Here is a 17,370-nt window from a genome sequence, read left to right on the forward strand (position 1 = left end):
AACAATGGTGATTCTGATGTCCTCTTCTATCCGCCGCTTCGCTGCAACTCCACCCGTACGTCTCGTGCCTCCCGTTCTGCGCTGATCCTGCCCGATCCGCCCATTCCCTAGCCGCGCTACGCCTGGAGTATTCCCATGCTGACTTTCCTTGGCTTCGCCATGGTCATCACGTTCATGTTCCTGATCATGACCAAGCGCCTGTCCGCGCTGATCGCCCTGATCATCATTCCAATCATCTTTGCCCTGTTCGGCGGTTTTTCGCCGAAGATCGGCCCGATGATGCTCGAGGGCATCACCAAGCTTGCGCCGACCGGCGTGATGCTGATGTTCGCTATTTTGTACTTCGCCCTGATGATCGACTCCGGCCTGTTCGACCCGGCCGTGCGCAAGATCCTCAAACTGGTCAAGGGCGACCCGCTGAAGGTTTCGGTCGGCACCGCCGTTCTGGCGCTCGTTGTCTCCCTCGATGGAGACGGCGCGACCACTTATATGATCTGCGTGGCCGCCATGCTGCCGCTCTACAGCCGTATCGGCATGAGCCCGCGGATCATGGCCGGCCTGATCATCCTCGCCGGTGGCGTGATGAACATGACCCCATGGGGTGGCCCGACCGCTCGCGCGGCCAGTGCGTTGCATGTGGACCCGTCCGACATCTTCGTACCGATGATTCCTGCGATGCTGGCCGGTGTGGTGGCGATCCTGGTCATCGCCTACTTCTACGGCAAGCGTGAACGTGCTCGCCTGGGTGAACTGCACCTGGTGGGCGATGAAATCGACCACAGCGAAATCAGCGTTTCGCAGTTCCCGGATGCCCGTCGTCCGAAGCTGATCTGGTTCAACGGCGCCCTGACCCTGGCCCTGATGGGCACCCTGATCGCCGGCCTGCTGCCTTTGCCGGTGCTGTTCATGGTGGCGTTCAGTATCGCCATGATCGTCAACTATCCTTGCCTGCAACAGCAGAAGGATCGCGTCGCGGCCCACGCCGGTAGCGTGCTGGCGGTGGTCGGGTTGATCTTTGCGGCCGGTATCTTCACCGGTATCCTGACCGGCACCGGGATGGTCGACGCCATGTCGAAAAGCCTGTTGGCGGTGATTCCTGACTTCCTCGGCCCCTACCTGGCGGTGATCACGGCACTGGTAAGCATGCCGTTCACTTTCTTCATGTCGAACGATGCATTTTATTACGGCGTGTTACCGGTTCTTGCCGAAGCCGCCAGCCATTACGGTATAACCGCAGTGGAAATGGCACGTGCCTCGATCGTCGGTCAGCCCGTCCACCTGTTGAGCCCGCTGGTTCCATCGACCTACCTGTTGGTGGCCCTGGCCGGCATCGATTTCGGTGACCACCAGCGCTTCACCCTGAAGTGGGCAGTGCTGGTTTGTATCTGCATACTGATTGCTGCACTGCTGTTGGGGACTTTCCCGGTGTTCAGCACTCTATAAGCCCAAGACTCACCACTTCGGGTCCAGGCTTCGCTGTTTGAAGCCCGGGCCCGTTGTGGTTTAACAATCGCTCAAAGGAATACACATGGAATGGCTGACCAACCCTGAAATCTGGGTTGCCTTCTTCACCCTGACCGCCCTGGAAATCGTCCTGGGTATCGATAACATCATCATGATTTCGATCCTGGTCAGCCGCATGCCCAAACACATGCAGGCACGCACCCGGATTTTCGGTCTGGCGCTGGCCATGGTCACGCGAATCCTGCTTCTGCTGTCGATCACCTGGGTCATGCGCCTGACGGCGGACCTGTTCGTAGTATTTGGCCAGGGTATTTCCGGACGCGACCTGATCCTGTTCTTCGGTGGTCTGTTCCTGCTGTGGAAAAGCTCGCAAGAGATGTACCACGCGCTGGAAGGTGAAGATGAAAGCAACGACGAACCTTCGGGCAAAGGCGGCAACTTCCTCTACACCATCGTCCAGATCGCGATCATCGACATCGTGTTCTCCCTGGACTCGGTAATCACCGCGGTCGGCATGGTCTCCCACGTACCGGTCATGGTCGCGGCGATCATCGTGGCTGTGCTGGTGATGATGTGGGCATCCGGCACCATCAGTGAGTTCATCGACAAGCACCCATCGCTGAAAATGCTGGCGCTGTCCTTCCTGTTGATCGTCGGTACGGTGCTGATTGCCGAATCCCTGGACGTGCACGTGCCAAAAGGTTACGTCTACTTCGCCATGGCGTTCTCGCTGGCGGTGGAAGCGATCAACATCAAGATGCGCACTGCCATCGCGAAAAAGAAGAAACAGCAGGATCCGGTAAAGCTGCGCAAGGATATTCCGGGCCAGTAACCCGGTAGCGGTAAGTACGCAAAACCTGTGGGAGCGAGCTTGCTCGCGATAGCGGTCTGTCAATCAACATCCATGTTGAACCTGATGGCCTCATCGCGAGCAAGCTCGCTCCCACATTGTTTTGTGGTGTCCGCTCATGACAGTTTTGTTTCAATCCCTTCTTTGGCTATGCGATGCTGGCGCGCAGACCGTTAGCCAACTACAGCTTAAGTACAGAACGTAGAACGTCGCGCGGTACCGTCAACTTGCTCCTTTGGGGCGCTACACCACAGGGGGTCTTTATGCTCACCCTGCTCAATTTGCTTTCTGCCGTGGCCCTGCTGATCTGGGGCACGCACATCGTCCGAACCGGCATCCTGCGGGTCTACGGCACCAACTTGCGCCATGTCATTAGCCATAACATGTCCAACCGCTGGCTGGCTTTCGGCTCCGGGATCGCCGTGACGGCGATGGTCCAGAGCAGCAACGCCACCGCCATGCTGGTCACTTCCTTTGTCGGCCAGGGCCTGATGGCGCTTACACCGGCGTTGATCACCATGCTCGGTGCCGATGTCGGTACGGCCCTGATGGCGCGGGTGCTGACGTTCGATCTGTCGTGGCTGTCGCCCCTGCTGATTTTTGCCGGAGTGATTTTCTTTCTGTCGCGCAAGCAGACCCGACTCGGGCAGATGGGCCGTGTCGCCATTGGCTTGGGGTTGATCATTCTGGCGCTGCAACTGATTGTCGAAGCCGCGCACCCGATTACCCATGCCAAAGGGGTGAAGGTGATTTTCGCCTCGCTCACCGGCGACCTCCTGCTCGACGCCCTGGTCGGTGCGCTGTTCGCGATGGTGTCCTATTCCAGCCTGGCCGCTGTATTGCTCACCGCGACCCTGGCGGGCGCCAACGTGATCAGCCTGCCGGTGGCCATCGGGCTGGTGATCGGCGCCAATATCGGCAGCGGCATCCTCGCCTTCCTCAGCACCAGCATGCAGAACGCCGCCGGGCGCCAAGTGGCGCTGGGCAGCCTGCTGTACAAACTGATTGGTCTTTTATTGATCATTCCGGTGCTCGATCCGCTGGTGCACTGGCTCGACGGCCTGGATTTCAGCCCTCAGGAAATGGTCATTGGCTTTCACCTGCTCTACAACACCGCGCGTTGCCTGATCCTGCTGCCCAGCGTCGGGCCGATGGCCAGGTTTTGTGCCTGGGTGCTGCCGGAGCGTCCGCTGGCAAACGGTACGGCCAAGCCCCGGCACCTTGACCCCACGGCGTTGGTCACCCCCGGTTTGGCGCTGGCCAACTCGGCCCGGGAAACCCTGCGCATGGGCGACCTGATCGACAACATGCTCGAAGCCATGCTCGACGTGTTGCACGGCAAGCAAACCGCCGTCACCCAGGAAATGCGCCGCCTCACCGACGATGTCGAAGCGCTCTACAGTGCGATCAAGTTGTATCTGGCGCAAATGCCCCGGGAAGATCTCAGTGATCAGGACAGCCGGCGCTGGGCGGAAATCATCGAACTGGCGATCAACCTGAAACTGGCCAGCGACTTGATCGAACGCATGTTGCGCAAGGTCCAGCAGCAGAAAACCTCACAGCGCCGGTCGTTTTCCGAAGTCGGGCTGGACGAATTGACCGGGCTGCAAACCCAGTTGATCTCCAACCTGCGGCTCGGGATGTCGGTGTTTCTCAGCGGCGACCCGGAAAGTGCCCGTCAATTGGTGCGTGAAAAACGTCGTTTCCGCGCACAGGAACGGCGCCTGGCCCACGCTCATGTCAGCCGCTTGCAACTTAAAATCGTGCAAAGTATCGAAACCAGTTCGTTGCACCTGGAGCTGATCGCCGACATGAAGCGTCTCAATTCGCTGTTTTGCAGCAGTGCCTACGTGGTGCTGGAAACATCGGACACAGGTGCGTTGGTGGTCGATGATTTGAGCGACATCACTCATTCACCCTGAACGTCCACAGTTGCCTGAAGTCTGTTGAACTTACGCTAGCCGTACGGAAGCCGTTATGCGTTGTCTGTTGTTCGTCTGCCTGTTGCTTGGTTCATTCCCGTCATTCGCCCTGGATCGCTTCCAGGTCGAGGGCTATACCCTGCGCAACGGTTTGCAGTTACTGCTCAAGCCTGTCACTGACCGCGGGCACGTGGCGATCCGGCTGGTGGTCGGCGTTGGTCTGGACGATTTCAAGTGCGAAGAAAAGGAGCTGCCGCATCTGCTGGAACACCTGTTGTTCAGCGGTATCGACGCCAGTGGCGAAGGCGGCCTGGAAGAACGCATGCAGGCTCTGGGCGGTGAGTGGAACGCGTTCACTAGTAACGCCGATACGACTTTCGTCATCGAAGCCCCGGCGAAAAACCAGCGCAAGGTGCTCGACCTGCTGCTGGCGTTGCTGACCCAGACCCGTTTCGACGACAACGCCATCAACGCGGCCAAGCAAGTGGTCGAGCGTGAAGACGGCGGCCACTATTCGCACCTGCAACGCTGGCTTGATCGTCAGGACCTCGGCCACACGGCCAGCAACCAACTGGCCGTGGAACTGGGTCTCAAATGCCCGGAGCGTGCGCAAGTCGATGACCTGACCCGTGAACAACTGGAGCAGGTGCGCAAGGACTGGTATGCGCCGAACAATATGACCTTGATCGTGGTCGGAGACCTCGACAAGTTGCTGCCGGCCTATCTGGAGCGGGCGTATGGCGCACTGGAAGCGATCACCCCTGGCGAGCATCCGCCGCTGCCGCAAATCCAGGCCAGCGCCGCCCATGAGCGCACCTTGACCCACGGTCTGGTCGGCAACGGCGCCAAGTTGCACTGGCTGGTACCGGAGCCGGTCCTGGAGGATGGGCACGACGAAACCTTCGATTTGCTCAAGGACTATCTGGATTGGGCGCTCTATCGCCAGTTACGCCTGGCTCACGGTTTGTCCTACGGCCCGTGGGCGGAACGCGAGGTGTTCGGCGGCGTAGGTTTCATGAGCCTCAATGCCGACCTTGAACGCGACGACGTGGCCGATGCCGAACAAGTACTTGAGGACCTGAAGGCCGGACTGCTCAAGGACGGCCTCAATGCCGATACCTTCAACCGCCTCAAGCAGGCCGCAATTGCCCGCCAGGCCTGGGCCGTACAAGGCAACAGCGCGTTGGCCGACTACTACTGGAGCGCCATCGGCGACTACGAGGACGGTCGTTTCACCAACCCGACCCGGGAGCTGCAAGGGGTGACCCTGGAAGAAGCGAACAAGGCCGTGCGTGAATTGCTCCTGCAACCGGGGTATTTGCGGATCGAGAAGGCGTTGTTCAGCTATGACCAGTTGATGTGGCTGGTGGTCGGGGGAGCGGGCTTGATCGTGTTGATGCTGGTGGGCTGGCGTTTGCATCGCAAGAAGTAACCATTCCATGTGACAACGGACTGAGAGGCCTTGCCGGTTCCCTGTGGTGTTACTGACCGCGAACCCTCGCCACAGCGCCGCACCAGCGGTACCCTGTCGAGGTTTTTTCCTACGACGACTGTGAAACCGCCGAATGCAAAACCTGACCCTTTTCGTACAGCGCATCCTCGAATTGATGAAGCGCTACCCTGGGGTCATTGCGCTCTGTGGTTTCATCTCCGGGGTGGGCAGTTTCATTCTGGTCGATCGCCAACAAGGCCTGGCGAGCTGGATCACCACCATCATGCTGATCAGCTGGATCTGGCTGATGCTGGAAAACAGCCTGACCAAGCTGTTCACGCGCATCTTCAAGCGAGAAATCCCGGAGCCGTTGCTGCGTTACGCAACGCAGATGATCCATCAGGAAAGCCTGTTCTTTGTCCTGCCGTTCTTTTTCATCACCACGACGTGGAACAGCGGCCAGCTGGTTTTCACCGGGCTGCTGGGCGTCGCGGCGCTGATTTCGATCATCGACCCGCTTTACTACAAGTGGCTGGCTCCCCGACGCTGGGCGTTTCTGGCCCTGCACACCCTGACCCTGTTCGCCGCGCTGCTCACCGCGCTGCCGGTGATCATGCACCTGACCACCGCGCAAAGTTTCAAATGGGCACTGGGTATCTCGGTGCTGTTGTCGTTCCCGAGCCTGGCGTCGATCTTCCCGATACGTACCCTGCGCAGTGCGCTGGCGATCTTGAGTATCACCCTGGGCATCGGCGCCGTTGGCTGGGCGCTGCGCTCTTGGGTGCCGCCGGCGACGCTGTGGATGACCGATGTGGCCATCAGCACGCAGATGCAAGACCGCACGCCGGGTGCCAGCCTCGACGAAGTCAGCGCCGAGCAGATTCGCAATGGCGGGCTTTACGCGTACACCGCGATCAACGCTCCACGTGGCCTGGACGAACGGATTTATCACGTCTGGCAGTTCAACGGTAAAGAGGTCGACCGCATCCCCCTGGATATTCGTGGCGGGCGCAAAGAAGGTTACCGGGCCTGGACCCACAAGCAGAACTTCCCGGGCAATCCGGCCGGCAAATGGCAGGTTCGGGTGCTGACCGAAGATGGCCAGGTCATCGGCGTGCTGCGTTTCGAAGTCACGGACAGCACAGCGATCAAAGAAAAGTAGTCCGGTTCGTGCTATTACGTAGGCTGCGTAATCACTGAACAAGCACGGAGCTTATGATCAGCAGCACGATGGCCGGCAACGCCCGATTGGACACGTCGATTACCCCTGCGCGGTTGCGGGTGACGGGCGACTGGACGCTTGCCCATTACGCAGACCTCAAGCTGTTGAGCGAAAAGCTCCACGGCCAGTACGACGCCAACACCCCTATCGACCTCAATGGTCTCGGCGCCCTCGACACCGCCGGCGCCTCGCTGTTGGTCGAGCTGCTCGGCTCCGAGCGCCTCGGCCGTTCCGCCGAACATCCTGATTGCACGCTCTCCGCCGCCGATCGGGCGTTGCTGCAAACCGTCTACTGCTCGTTGACCGATTTCTGCGTACCGATCAAGGAACCGGAAGTCAGCGTTTCCATTCAGTTACTGACCCGCATTGGCCGCGCGGTGGACACCGTCTGGCAGGACACCCTGCAGCTGCTGGGTTTTGTCGGTCTGATCATCGAAACCATCGTCCGCGGTTTGTTTCGTCCCAAGCGCTGGCGCGTCACGCCGATGATCGCCCATATCGAACAGACCGGTCTCGACGCCGCCCCCATCGTTGCGTTGCTGACTTTTCTGGTGGGCGCCGTGGTGGCGTTTCTCGGGTCGACGGTGCTGGCCACTTTCGGCGCCACCGTTTTCACCGTGGACCTGGTGGGGTTTGCCTTCCTGCGCGAGTTCGGTGTGTTGCTGACCGCGATCCTGATGGCCGGGCGCACCGCCAGTGCGTTCACGGCGCAAATCGGTTCGATGAAGGCCAACGAGGAAATCGACGCCATCCGCACCTTGGGCCTCGATCCCGTGGAGTTGCTGGTGGTGCCGCGGGTCCTGGCGTTGCTGATCGCCCTGCCGATGCTGACCTTCCTGGCGATGGTGTCGGGGATTATCGGCGGTGCCGTGGTCTGCGCGGTGGCGCTGGATATCTCGCCGGCGATGTTCCTGTCGCTGCTGCAAACGGACATCGGCGTTCAGCACTTTCTGGTGGGGATCGTCAAAGCGCCGGTCTTCGCCTTCCTCATTGCCGCGATTGGTTGCCTCGAAGGCTTCAAGGTCAGCGGCAGCGCTGAGTCGGTGGGTGCCCACACCACATCGAGCGTGGTGCAGTCGATTTTCGTAGTGATCGTGATGGATGCGATAGCCGCGATGTTTTTCATGGAGATGGGTTGGTGAGTCGTGTCCCCCGAGCGCCCTCCGAGGCGGTAATTGAAGTCCGTGGGCTGTGCAACCGCTTTGGCCGCCAGAGCGTGCACGAGAACCTCGACCTGGACTTGTACAAAGGCGAGATCCTCGCCGTGGTCGGCGGCTCCGGCAGCGGCAAATCGGTGCTGCTGCGCAGCATTGTCGGGTTGCGCCAGCCCAGTGAAGGCGTGGTGAAAGTCTTCGGGAAAAACCTGCCGACCTTGTCCGAGCATGAGCGTTCGCTGGTGGAACGCCGCTTTGGTGTGCTGTTCCAGAAAGGCGCGCTGTTCTCTTCGCTGACGGTGACCGAGAACGTCGCCCTGCCGCTGATCGAACACGCCGGCTTGAGCCGTAACGACGCCGAGCACCTGGCGGCGGTGAAAATGGCCCTTGCCGGGTTGCCGCTGTCGGCGGCGGAGAAATACCCCTCGTCGCTGTCCGGCGGCATGATCAAGCGGGCCGCGCTGGCCCGGGCGTTGGCGCTGGACCCGGACATACTGTTTCTCGACGAGCCCACCGCTGGTCTCGACCCGATCGGTGCCGCCGCGTTCGACCAATTGATCCTGACCCTGCGCGATGCCCTGGGCCTGAGTGTCTTTCTGGTGACCCACGACCTCGACACGCTCTACACCATCACCGACCGGGTGGCGGTGCTGGCGCAGAAAAAAGTGCTGGTGGCGGACGCCATCGACAAGGTGTCGGAAACCAACGATGCGTGGATTCACGAATACTTCCATGGCCCTCGAGGCCGCGCGGCATTGACGGCCGCCCAACAGCTCAAAGAGGTCTGACATGGAAACCCGAGCCCATCATGTATTGATCGGCCTGTTCACCGTGATTGTGGTGACGGCCGCGCTGCTGTTCGGTCTGTGGCTGGCCAAGTCCAGTGTCGACACCGAGTTCAAGGACTACGAAGTCGTGTTCAACGAGGCGGTCAGCGGTTTGTCCAAGGGCAGTTCGGTGCAGTACAGCGGGATCAAGGTTGGCGACGTGATCTCGCTGCGCCTGGACCCGAAAGACCCGCGCCGGGTGCTGGCGCGAATTCGCCTGGCCGGCGATACCCCGGTCAAGGAGGACACCAATGCCAAGCTGGCCCTGACCGGGGTCACCGGGACTTCGATCATCCAGCTCAGCGGCGGCACGCCACAGAGCCCGACGCTCAAGGGCAAGGATGGCAACCTGCCGACCATTATCGCCTTGCCCTCGCCCATCGCCCGCCTGCTCAATGACAGCAACGATTTAATGTCCGGCGTGAACACGCTGATGCATAACGTCAACTTGATGTTTTCCACGGAAAACATCGAGCGCATCAGCAATACCCTGGAGCACTTGGAGCAAACCACCGGGACCATTGCCGAACAGCGCGGCGATATCCGCCAGGCCATGCAGCAACTGGCCTCGGTCGGCAAGCAGGCCAACACCATGCTGGAGCAGACCACGGCGCTGATGCGCAATGCCAACGGGCTGCTCAATGATCATGGCAAAGAGGCGCTGGGCAGCGCCGAGCTGGCGATGAAGTCGCTGCAGGAAAGCAGCGCCACCCTCAACAGACTGATCACCGCCAATGAGGATTCGCTCAACAGCGGCATGCAGGGGCTCAATGGCCTGGGCCCGGCCGTGCACGAGATGCGCGAAACCCTGTCCTCGCTGCGTGCCATTACCAAACGCCTGGAGGCCAACCCCAGTGGTTACCTGCTGGGCGGTGACAAGACCAAGGAATTCACACCATGAAGCTGATTCGGATCGCTCTCCTCGCTGGCTTCACGCTGATCAGTTCGTGCTCGATCCTGCCCAAGCCAGAGCCCTTCGAGGTCTATCGATTGCCGTCGGCCCAGAGCGCATCGGCCAGCCATGGCATGCCGCAGCGCTGGTCGCTGCGCCTGAGCAAACTCCAGTCCAGCGAAGCGTTGAACAGTCCGAACATTGCAGTGATTCCCCAGGGCGATGTGATCAGCCACTACAAGGGTTCACGCTGGAGCGACCCGGCGCCGGTGCTGGTGCGCAATCGCCTGCTGGAAGGTTTCCAGCATGACGGGCGGGTGCCGTTGCTGAGCACCGATGACAGCATTTTCCAGACCGATCTTGAATTGGGCGGTAGCCTGCAGGCGTTCCAGACTGAATACCAGGGCACGAATGCCAGCGCGGTTGTGCGCCTGGATGCATTGCTGGTGCGCAGTTACGACCAGCGCATCCTCGCCAGCCGCCGCTTTGAAGTGCGCCAGCCTTTGAGCGATGTGCAGGTTCCGGCGGTGGTGGTCGGGTTCGGCCAGGCGAACGATCAGCTGACCGCGCAGGTGGTGAACTGGGCGGTTGAGCAAGGGCAGAAATTTGCGCCGCCACCAAGGCCTTGAAATTCTGCGCAATCCCTTGTGGGAGCGAGCTTGCTCGCGATGACTGAGGCACATTCACAATCAATGTGCCTGACACACCGCCATCGCGAGCAAGCTCGCTCACAGTTGATTTGTGTCGGCCTTATCAGCTCTGCAAAAAAGCCTGATGCAACTCAGCCAGCGTTTCAAAGTGATACGCCGGCGCTTCGGCGCTCAACTCTTCATGGCTGCCGAACCCGTAACCCACCGCCGCCGCGTCCAGGCCATTGCTGCGCGCGCCGATCAGGTCGTGCTTGCGGTCGCCGATCATCAAGGTGTTGGCCGGGTCCAGGTTTTCTTCGGCCATCAGGTGAGCGATCAACTCCACCTTGTTGGTCCGGGTGCCGTCCAGTTCGCTGCCGTAAATCACCTTGAAGTGTTTGGCAAAGTCGAAATGCCGGGCGATTTCCCGGGCGAACACCCAGGGTTTCGAGGTGGCGATGTACAGCTGCCGCCCTTGTCCGCCCAGGGTTTCCAGCAGCGGTGTGACACCATCGAACACGCGGTTTTCGTAGAGACCGGTGACCTTGAAGCGCTCGCGATAGAAATTCACCGCCTCCCAGGCCCTGGCTTCATCGAAGTCGTAGAACTGCATGAACGCCTGCAACAGCGGCGGGCCGATGAAGTGTTCGAGTTTTGCCAGGTCCGGCTCATCGATACCCAGTTTGCCCAGGGCGAACTGGATCGAACGGGTGATGCCCTCGCGCGGGTCGGTGAGGGTGCCATCGAGGTCGAACAAAACGGTTTGGTAATGCATGTCGAATCCTGAATAAGCGGAGCGAGTCAAAGCTGGTCGTAGCCTTCGGCCAGATGCAGGTCCTTGAGCTTCACGTAGTTCGCCGCGCTGTAGGTGAAAAACGCGCGTTCCTTGTCAGTCAGCGGGCGGATCTGCTTTACCGGGCTGCCTACATACAGGAAGCCGCTTTGCAGATGCTTGCCCGGCGGCACCAGGCTGCCGGCACCGATGATCACATCATCGTCGACCACCGCGCCGTCCATGACGATGCTGCCCATGCCGATCAACACCCGGCTACCTACCGAGCAACCATGCAGCATGACCTTGTGGGCGATGGTCACGTCATCGCCGATCAGCAGCGGAAAACCGTCGGGATTGAACGGCCCGGCGTGGGTGATGTGCAACACGCAGCCATCCTGCACGCTGGTGCGCGCGCCGATGCGGATGCGGTGCATGTCGCCACGGATCACGGTCAGCGGCCAGACCGAACTGTCTTCGCCAATTTCAACGTCGCCGATCACCACCGCCGAGCCGTCGACAAAAGCGCCCTTACCCAGCCGTGGCGTGTGGTTCTGATACTTGCGAAGGTTCACGATAGGGTTTCTCTCTGTTGCTGATAGCTGCGGTGAACGTCGATTGTAATTAAGATGGCTGCATGTTTCTCCAGCCAAGGTATCAACCGTGAGCGTGAACAACCCTCTTTTGCAGTCCTATGACCTGCCGCCGTTCTCCGCCATCCGCGCCGAACACGTACAACCGGCCATTGAACAGATCCTGGCTGACAACCGTGCCGCTATCGTCGAGATCCTCAAGACCCAGGTCAAACAGCCAACGTGGGCTGGCCTGGTACTGGCGATGGACGAACTCAACGACCGCCTGGGTGCCGCCTGGAGCCCGGTCAGCCACCTCAATGCCGTGTGCAACAGCGCCGAACTGCGTGAAGCCTACGAGTCGTGCCTGCCGGCCTTGAGCGCCTATTCCACCGAAATGGGCCAGAACCGCGAACTGTTCCAGGCTTTCGAAGCCCTGGCCAACAGCCCGGAAGCCGCCGGTTTCGACGTGGCGCAGAAAACCATCCTGGAACACTCCCTGCGTGACTTCCGTCTGTCGGGTATCGACCTGCCGGAAGCCGAACAGAAGCGTTACGCCGAAGTGCAGAGCAAGCTGTCCGAACTGGGCAGCCGTTTCTCCAACCAGTTGCTCGATGCCACGCAGGCGTGGACCAAACACATCACCGATGAAGCCGCCCTCGCCGGCCTGACCGACTCGGCCAAGGCGCAAATGGCCGCAGCAGCTCAGGCCAAGGATCTGGACGGCTGGCTGATCACCCTGGAATTCCCGAGCTATTACGCGGTGATGACCTACGCCCAGGACCGCGCACTGCGTGAAGAAGTCTACGCCGCCTACTGCACCCGCGCGTCGGACCAGGGCCCGAACGCCGGCCAGAACGACAATGGCCCGGTCATGGAAGAAATCCTCGACCTGCGTCAGGAGTTGGCCAAGCTGCTGGGTTTCAGCAGTTTCTCCGAGCTGAGCCTGGCGACCAAAATGGCCGAGTCCAGCGGTCAGGTGCTGAGTTTCCTGCGCGACCTGGCCAAGCGCAGCAAGCCGTTCGCCACCCTGGATCTGGAACAGCTCAAGGCCTATGCGGCCGAGCAAGGTTGCCCGGACCTGCAAAGCTGGGACAGCGGTTTCTACGGCGAAAAACTCCGTGAGCAACGCTACAGCGTGGCCCAGGAAGCCCTGCGCGCCTACTTCCCGATCGACAAAGTGCTCAGCGGCCTGTTCGCCATCGTCCAGCGCCTGTACGGCATCGAGATTGCCGAGCAGAAAGGTTTCGACACCTGGCACCCGGATGTCCGCCTGTTTGAAATCAAGGAAAACGGCCAGCACGTCGGCCGCTTCTTCTTCGACCTCTATGCCCGCGCCAACAAGCGTGGCGGTGCCTGGATGGATGGCGCCCGCGACCGTCGTCGCACCGCAGGCGGTGTATTGCAAAGCCCGGTGGCGAACCTGGTGTGCAACTTCACCCCGGCCGACAGCGGCAAGCCCGCGCTGCTGACCCATGACGAAGTCACCACCCTGTTCCACGAGTTCGGTCACGGCCTGCATCACCTGCTCACCCGCGTCGAGCATGCTGGCGTGTCCGGCATCAACGGCGTGGCCTGGGATGCGGTCGAGCTGCCGAGCCAGTTCATGGAAAACTGGTGCTGGGAGCCGGAAGGCCTGGCGCTGATTTCCGGTCACTATGAATCCGGCGAGCCGCTGCCTCAGGACTTGCTCGGGAAAATGCTCGCGGCGAAAAACTTCCAGTCCGGCCTGATGATGGTTCGCCAACTGGAGTTCTCGCTGTTCGACTTTGAACTGCACGCCACCCACGGCGACGGCCGCAGCGTGCTGCAAGTGCTCGAAGGCGTGCGCGACGAGGTTTCGGTGATGCGTCCGCCGGCCTACAACCGTTTCCCTAACAGCTTTGCGCACATCTTCGCTGGCGGTTACGCCGCGGGTTACTACAGCTACAAATGGGCTGAAGTGCTGTCCGCCGATGCGTTTTCGAAGTTCGAAGAGGAAGGCGTGCTTAACGCCGACACCGGTCGTGCGTTCCGCGAAGCAATCCTGGCCCGTGGCGGCTCCCAGGAGCCGATGGTGCTGTTCGTCGACTTCCGTGGTCGTGAGCCATCAATTGACGCACTCTTGCGCCACAGCGGCCTGAGTGAGGACGCGGCAGCATGAGTGAGGGACCTGTGATTACGAAAAAACGCTTTATCGCCGGGGCGGTCTGCCCGGCATGCAGCGAGCCGGACAAGTTGATGATGTGGAATGAAGACCAGGTCCCGCACCGAGAGTGCGTGGCCTGCGGTTACTCCGACACACTCAATGAGCAAGGGCTGTCGGTGCCCAAGGAATTGGGTACGCGGGTTAATACCAGCGCACTCAAACCTGCCGACACCAAGGTTCAGGCGGTTCAGTTCTTCCCGAATCCGAAACTGAAGAAAAAGCCTGACGAACAACACTGAGTGAAAAAGGCCCCCGTTGCGCAATGCAACGGGGGCCTTTTTTTATTCGATATGAGCGGACTTGAACCAGCTTTTCATCGAGCACGCGGCGAACGGGCTGGTGCTGCAATCGCCATTGGCCAGGGCCGTGCGCAGTTTTTCCACGTCGGCCTGCATCATGTAGCGAATGCCGTCCTTGAAGTGGGTGCTGTCGCCAAAGCCGCCCTGGGTCATTTCATTCAGGGCCTCCTCCTTGGTCCAGCCCTGGATGACAACCCGGTACATGGCTGCCATCAGGCCGGTACGGTCGGAACCGTGTTTGCAGTGCATCAGTACAGGGCCTTTGGCTTCGGCAGACTGAATGGCGCGCAAGGCCTTGAGCACATCGGCGTCGTCCACGTGGTTGGTGCGATAAGGCAGCTGTACCTGCGTGATGCCTGGCGTGGACAACCAACTGGAGTCTGCTTCGGGCAGGAAGTTGATCACCGTGCCCACCTTGAGTTTCTCCAGCAGCGGCACCGCGCCCTTGTCCGGCAAGGCGCTACGATAGAGCGTCGGCGACATCTGGAAGAGGTTGTATTGCTTCTCGACCGGTTGAGCCCAGTCTGCCGGACGCTGCGTCACACTATCGTCAGCAAGTGCCGGTGTCAGGTTAACGAGTGCAGCCAGCGACAGGCATATTGCAGATAAAAAACGTGGAAAAGACATGCTTGGCGACCGTTCAGAAAGGGACGGGAAGAGGGTGGCAAGGATTAGCCATGCACGGTCAAAGGCCTGTGAGCTGACTGTCAAAGAATCGTGAAGCCTGCGCTCAGGTTATAGTTTCAGTTTGATGAATGCTTTGAGCAAGCCGTTCAGTTCGGCCCCATAGTCAAACACCTGTCCAGTTTCAGGGTTGCGCTCACGACCTTCAAAAGGCGAGCCGGAATCCGCAGATTTGGTCTCGTACACACCGAGGCTATACAGTTGATGATCCTCTTCATCAATGTCAAATACCTCAACATCTACTCGAAGCTCAGCGGGAAGACAATAAAGGTACGCTATGCCCTCTGGAGCAATTACTTGTTGATGATAAAAAGCGAGTGCAAGATTTGTAAGGGCGGCAATGTCCTTTTCGTCGATGCTATTGTCTGGAGTGACATTGATATCGGACCATGGATCAAAATCGAACTTTGAAGTCTTGCTATCGTTTTTTATATGGAGTGTCACGGAGGGAGCGCTTGCGAGAACATCAGCGAACTGCTCCATTGTTTTGTTTGGATACTCGCCTGCCCTTATTAGTTTGATAACTATCTGCACATCTTCCGGCGTTTTTATTTTTTGTAGATAAGCACCGGTTTTTATGGGCTTGGACATTTTTTATCCTCGAGGATGTCTGGAATGCATGCGGGAGCCCGCATGCATTCGGCATAGCGCTTTCCAGTGATTGGAAAATCAGGGCTCAGGGATTGACGATACTGGCATAAGCCTTTGCCAGCGCCTGCAACTTGGCTTTGTCGTCGGCACCGATGTTTCCGTCGCCATCGACATCCTTGACGACGGCCCTGATGCTGAACGAGTTACCACGGTCGGTGGAAGTGGCGGTGTAGTAAGTTGAGTCGACCAGCTTTTCAATTTGTATTTCATTTTCCGCATCCCAACTCAACTCTTTTCGAGCCAGTTGTAGCGAAACCAGTGTGTTGGGCTCCGAAGGGCTCGGTTGCATGAGTTGCAGGAAGATACCGCGCTGATTAAAGAATGACATTAATAAATCCCTTTATTTGATGGCTGTTGAGGGTGTTGCTTGTCGGGCTGAATATACGGGTGGGTATTGGATCTAACCACTGACTATATGTTTCCTCAGTTTTCTCCTCATTGATGAACAAGTAACTCACGACGCCCCGTCGCCAGATGAAGGGCTGAGCGGTACTGGTCGATTCGTAGCGGGTCGTATACTGTATAAATATACAGATAATGGAGTCCGCCAATGGTTAGCTCTCTGCCTCCCCGTGGCCGCGGTACCGCAACCAACCCGCACAACCGATTTGCCCCCAGCCATTCGGTGGTTGAGGATGACGGCTGGTACCAGGAAGTACCGCTCACCCAAGGCACTGAGGTGAGTATTGAAACGGCGAAAACCATCATTACCCGCAACGCGTCGCCGGACTTGCCCTTTGACCGATCGATCAATCCCTATCGCGGTTGTGAGCATGGCTGCATCTACTGCTACGCAAGGCCAAGCCATGCCTATTGGGACATGTCGCCCGGGCTGGATTTCGAAACCAGACTCATCGCCAAGACCAACGCCGCGCAGGTGCTGGAGGAACAACTCTCAAGACGTGGGTATCAATGTGCGCCGATCAACCTCGGCTCCAACACCGATCCCTATCAGCCGGTCGAGCGTGAATACAAGGTCACCCGGCAAACACTCGAAGTACTCCTGCGTTACCGACACCCCGTGACCATCGTCACCAAGGGCTCGCTGATTCTTCGCGACCTGGACCTGCTGACCGAGCTAGCCAGCCAAAGACTGGTGGCGGTAATGATCAGCCTGACCACTCTGGACGACGAACTCAAACGCATCCTCGAACCCCGCGCCGCAGCGCCCAAGGCCCGATTGCGGGCGATCAGGGTCATGCGCGAGGCGGGCATTCCGGTGGGCGTGCTGTGTTCACCGATGATTCCGATGATCAACGACAGTGAGCTCGAAAGCCTGCTCACAGAGGCTCATGCGGCCGGGGCGCAAAGTGCTGCCTACATGATGTTGCGCCTGCCGCTGGAAGTGGCGCCGCTGTTCGAAGAATGGCTGGGCGCCCACTATCCGCAACGGGCGGCGCATGTGTTGAGCCTGATTCGGCAGAGCCGTGGTGGTGAGCTCTACGACAGCCGCTTTGGCGCTCGAATGCGCGGCGAAGGTCCCTTCGCCGACCTGCTGGCACAGCGCTTTGCCAAAACCATCAAGCGTCTGGAGCTCAATCATCGGGAAGGCTTCGACCTGGACTGCAATGCCTTTTGTCCGCCCGGTCGCCAAATGTCGTTGATTTGAGGACAATTGGCCTATGGTTGAGTACTGAAGATCGCGCTCACGCCTTAGGCTGGTCACGTTTTTTGTGACCTGGAACACGCATTCCAGAGCGTTTTATTCAGTTTCAATTAAGATTCGGCCGCTACCTTGTTCATCGAGTGACTGATGGGTCGAGATGTTTGGCCTGGATGTTTTTTAACCAGCCACTGGCTTCACACCGGACC

17 protein-coding genes are annotated in these 17,370 nt (G+C 59.4%); 12 read left to right on the plus strand and 5 right to left on the minus strand.

Annotation, left to right across the window (positions count from 1 at the left end; translation table 11 throughout):
• The first annotated feature begins 135 nt into the window (after positions 1 to 135).
• The 9 genes from AABM52_RS00355 (at position 136) to AABM52_RS00395 (ending at position 10,392) form a co-directional block, all read left to right on the plus strand.
• Positions 136 to 1,443: a CitMHS family transporter gene (locus AABM52_RS00355; RefSeq protein ID WP_347909903.1), complete on the plus strand. Its 1,308-nt coding sequence runs from the start codon at positions 136 to 138 to the stop codon at positions 1,441 to 1,443.
• Positions 1,444 to 1,528: 85 nt separating this feature from the next.
• Positions 1,529 to 2,296, plus strand: coding sequence for a TerC family protein (locus AABM52_RS00360; protein ID WP_347909904.1), 768 nt, complete (start codon positions 1,529 to 1,531; stop codon positions 2,294 to 2,296).
• A gap of 281 nt (positions 2,297 to 2,577) precedes the next feature.
• Positions 2,578 to 4,236: a Na/Pi cotransporter family protein gene (locus AABM52_RS00365; protein ID WP_347909905.1), complete on the plus strand. Its 1,659-nt coding sequence runs from the start codon at positions 2,578 to 2,580 to the stop codon at positions 4,234 to 4,236.
• A gap of 55 nt (positions 4,237 to 4,291) precedes the next feature.
• The gene (locus tag AABM52_RS00370; protein ID WP_347909906.1) at positions 4,292 to 5,668 is read left to right on the plus strand and encodes an insulinase family protein; all 1,377 of its coding nucleotides are present in this window, start codon (positions 4,292 to 4,294) and stop codon (positions 5,666 to 5,668) included.
• A 133-nt stretch (positions 5,669 to 5,801) separates the two neighbouring features.
• Entirely contained in the window at positions 5,802 to 6,830 is a 1,029-nt protein-coding gene (locus tag AABM52_RS00375; RefSeq protein WP_347909907.1) for a DUF5924 family protein, read from the plus strand.
• A 53-nt stretch (positions 6,831 to 6,883) separates the two neighbouring features.
• The gene (locus AABM52_RS00380; RefSeq protein ID WP_347909908.1) at positions 6,884 to 8,032 is read left to right on the plus strand and encodes an ABC transporter permease; all 1,149 of its coding nucleotides are present in this window, start codon (positions 6,884 to 6,886) and stop codon (positions 8,030 to 8,032) included.
• Positions 8,029 to 8,832 carry an ATP-binding cassette domain-containing protein gene (locus tag AABM52_RS00385; RefSeq protein WP_347909909.1) on the plus strand — a complete coding sequence of 268 codons (804 nt, stop codon included), beginning with the start codon at positions 8,029 to 8,031 and terminating at the stop codon, positions 8,830 to 8,832. The genes AABM52_RS00380 and AABM52_RS00385 overlap by 4 nt, the downstream gene beginning before the upstream one ends.
• Before the next feature lies 1 nt (position 8,833).
• Entirely contained in the window at positions 8,834 to 9,772 is a 939-nt protein-coding gene (locus AABM52_RS00390) for an MlaD family protein (protein WP_347909910.1), read from the plus strand.
• Complete coding sequence (locus AABM52_RS00395; RefSeq protein ID WP_347909911.1) at positions 9,769 to 10,392, plus strand: ABC-type transport auxiliary lipoprotein family protein; 624 nt, start codon at positions 9,769 to 9,771, stop codon at positions 10,390 to 10,392. Before AABM52_RS00390 ends, AABM52_RS00395 begins: the two co-directional genes overlap by 4 nt.
• Before the next feature lie 124 nt (positions 10,393 to 10,516).
• On the opposite strand, the gene AABM52_RS00400 is transcribed toward AABM52_RS00395, so the two are convergent.
• Both AABM52_RS00400 and AABM52_RS00405 read right to left on the minus strand, forming a co-directional pair.
• The gene (locus AABM52_RS00400; RefSeq protein ID WP_347909912.1) at positions 10,517 to 11,167 is read right to left on the minus strand and encodes an HAD family hydrolase; all 651 of its coding nucleotides are present in this window, start codon (positions 11,165 to 11,167) and stop codon (positions 10,517 to 10,519) included.
• Between the two features lie 26 nt (positions 11,168 to 11,193).
• Positions 11,194 to 11,739, minus strand: coding sequence for a gamma carbonic anhydrase family protein (locus tag AABM52_RS00405; RefSeq protein WP_102702126.1), 546 nt, complete (start codon positions 11,737 to 11,739; stop codon positions 11,194 to 11,196).
• Positions 11,740 to 11,827: 88 nt separating this feature from the next.
• Between AABM52_RS00405 and prlC the strand changes: the two genes are divergently transcribed.
• Entirely contained in the window at positions 11,828 to 13,879 is a 2,052-nt protein-coding gene (gene prlC, locus AABM52_RS00410; protein ID WP_347909913.1) for an oligopeptidase A, read from the plus strand.
• Positions 13,876 to 14,163 (plus strand): YheV family putative zinc ribbon protein, encoded by a 288-nt coding sequence (locus tag AABM52_RS00415; protein ID WP_008018424.1) that lies wholly within the window; start codon positions 13,876 to 13,878, stop codon positions 14,161 to 14,163. The genes prlC and AABM52_RS00415 overlap by 4 nt, the downstream gene beginning before the upstream one ends.
• A gap of 42 nt (positions 14,164 to 14,205) precedes the next feature.
• Here the strand turns inward: AABM52_RS00415 and AABM52_RS00420 are convergent, their stop codons facing one another.
• The 3 genes from AABM52_RS00420 to AABM52_RS00430 form a co-directional block, all read right to left on the minus strand.
• Positions 14,206 to 14,850 (minus strand): dual specificity protein phosphatase family protein, encoded by a 645-nt coding sequence (locus AABM52_RS00420; protein WP_347909914.1) that lies wholly within the window; start codon positions 14,848 to 14,850, stop codon positions 14,206 to 14,208.
• Positions 14,851 to 14,958: 108 nt separating this feature from the next.
• Positions 14,959 to 15,498: a hypothetical protein gene (locus AABM52_RS00425; RefSeq protein WP_347909915.1), complete on the minus strand. Its 540-nt coding sequence runs from the start codon at positions 15,496 to 15,498 to the stop codon at positions 14,959 to 14,961.
• A gap of 85 nt (positions 15,499 to 15,583) precedes the next feature.
• Positions 15,584 to 15,886 (minus strand): hypothetical protein, encoded by a 303-nt coding sequence (locus AABM52_RS00430; RefSeq protein WP_347909916.1) that lies wholly within the window; start codon positions 15,884 to 15,886, stop codon positions 15,584 to 15,586.
• A gap of 222 nt (positions 15,887 to 16,108) precedes the next feature.
• Between AABM52_RS00430 and AABM52_RS00435 the strand changes: the two genes are divergently transcribed.
• A complete protein-coding gene (locus AABM52_RS00435) occupies positions 16,109 to 17,167 on the plus strand; it encodes a PA0069 family radical SAM protein (protein WP_347909917.1) in 1,059 nt (352 codons plus the stop codon).
• The last annotated feature ends 203 nt before the right edge of the window (positions 17,168 to 17,370 follow it).

Source organism: Pseudomonas grandcourensis (genome assembly GCF_039909015.1).
GTDB classification, from domain to species: Bacteria; Pseudomonadota; Gammaproteobacteria; order Pseudomonadales; family Pseudomonadaceae; genus Aquipseudomonas; species Aquipseudomonas grandcourensis.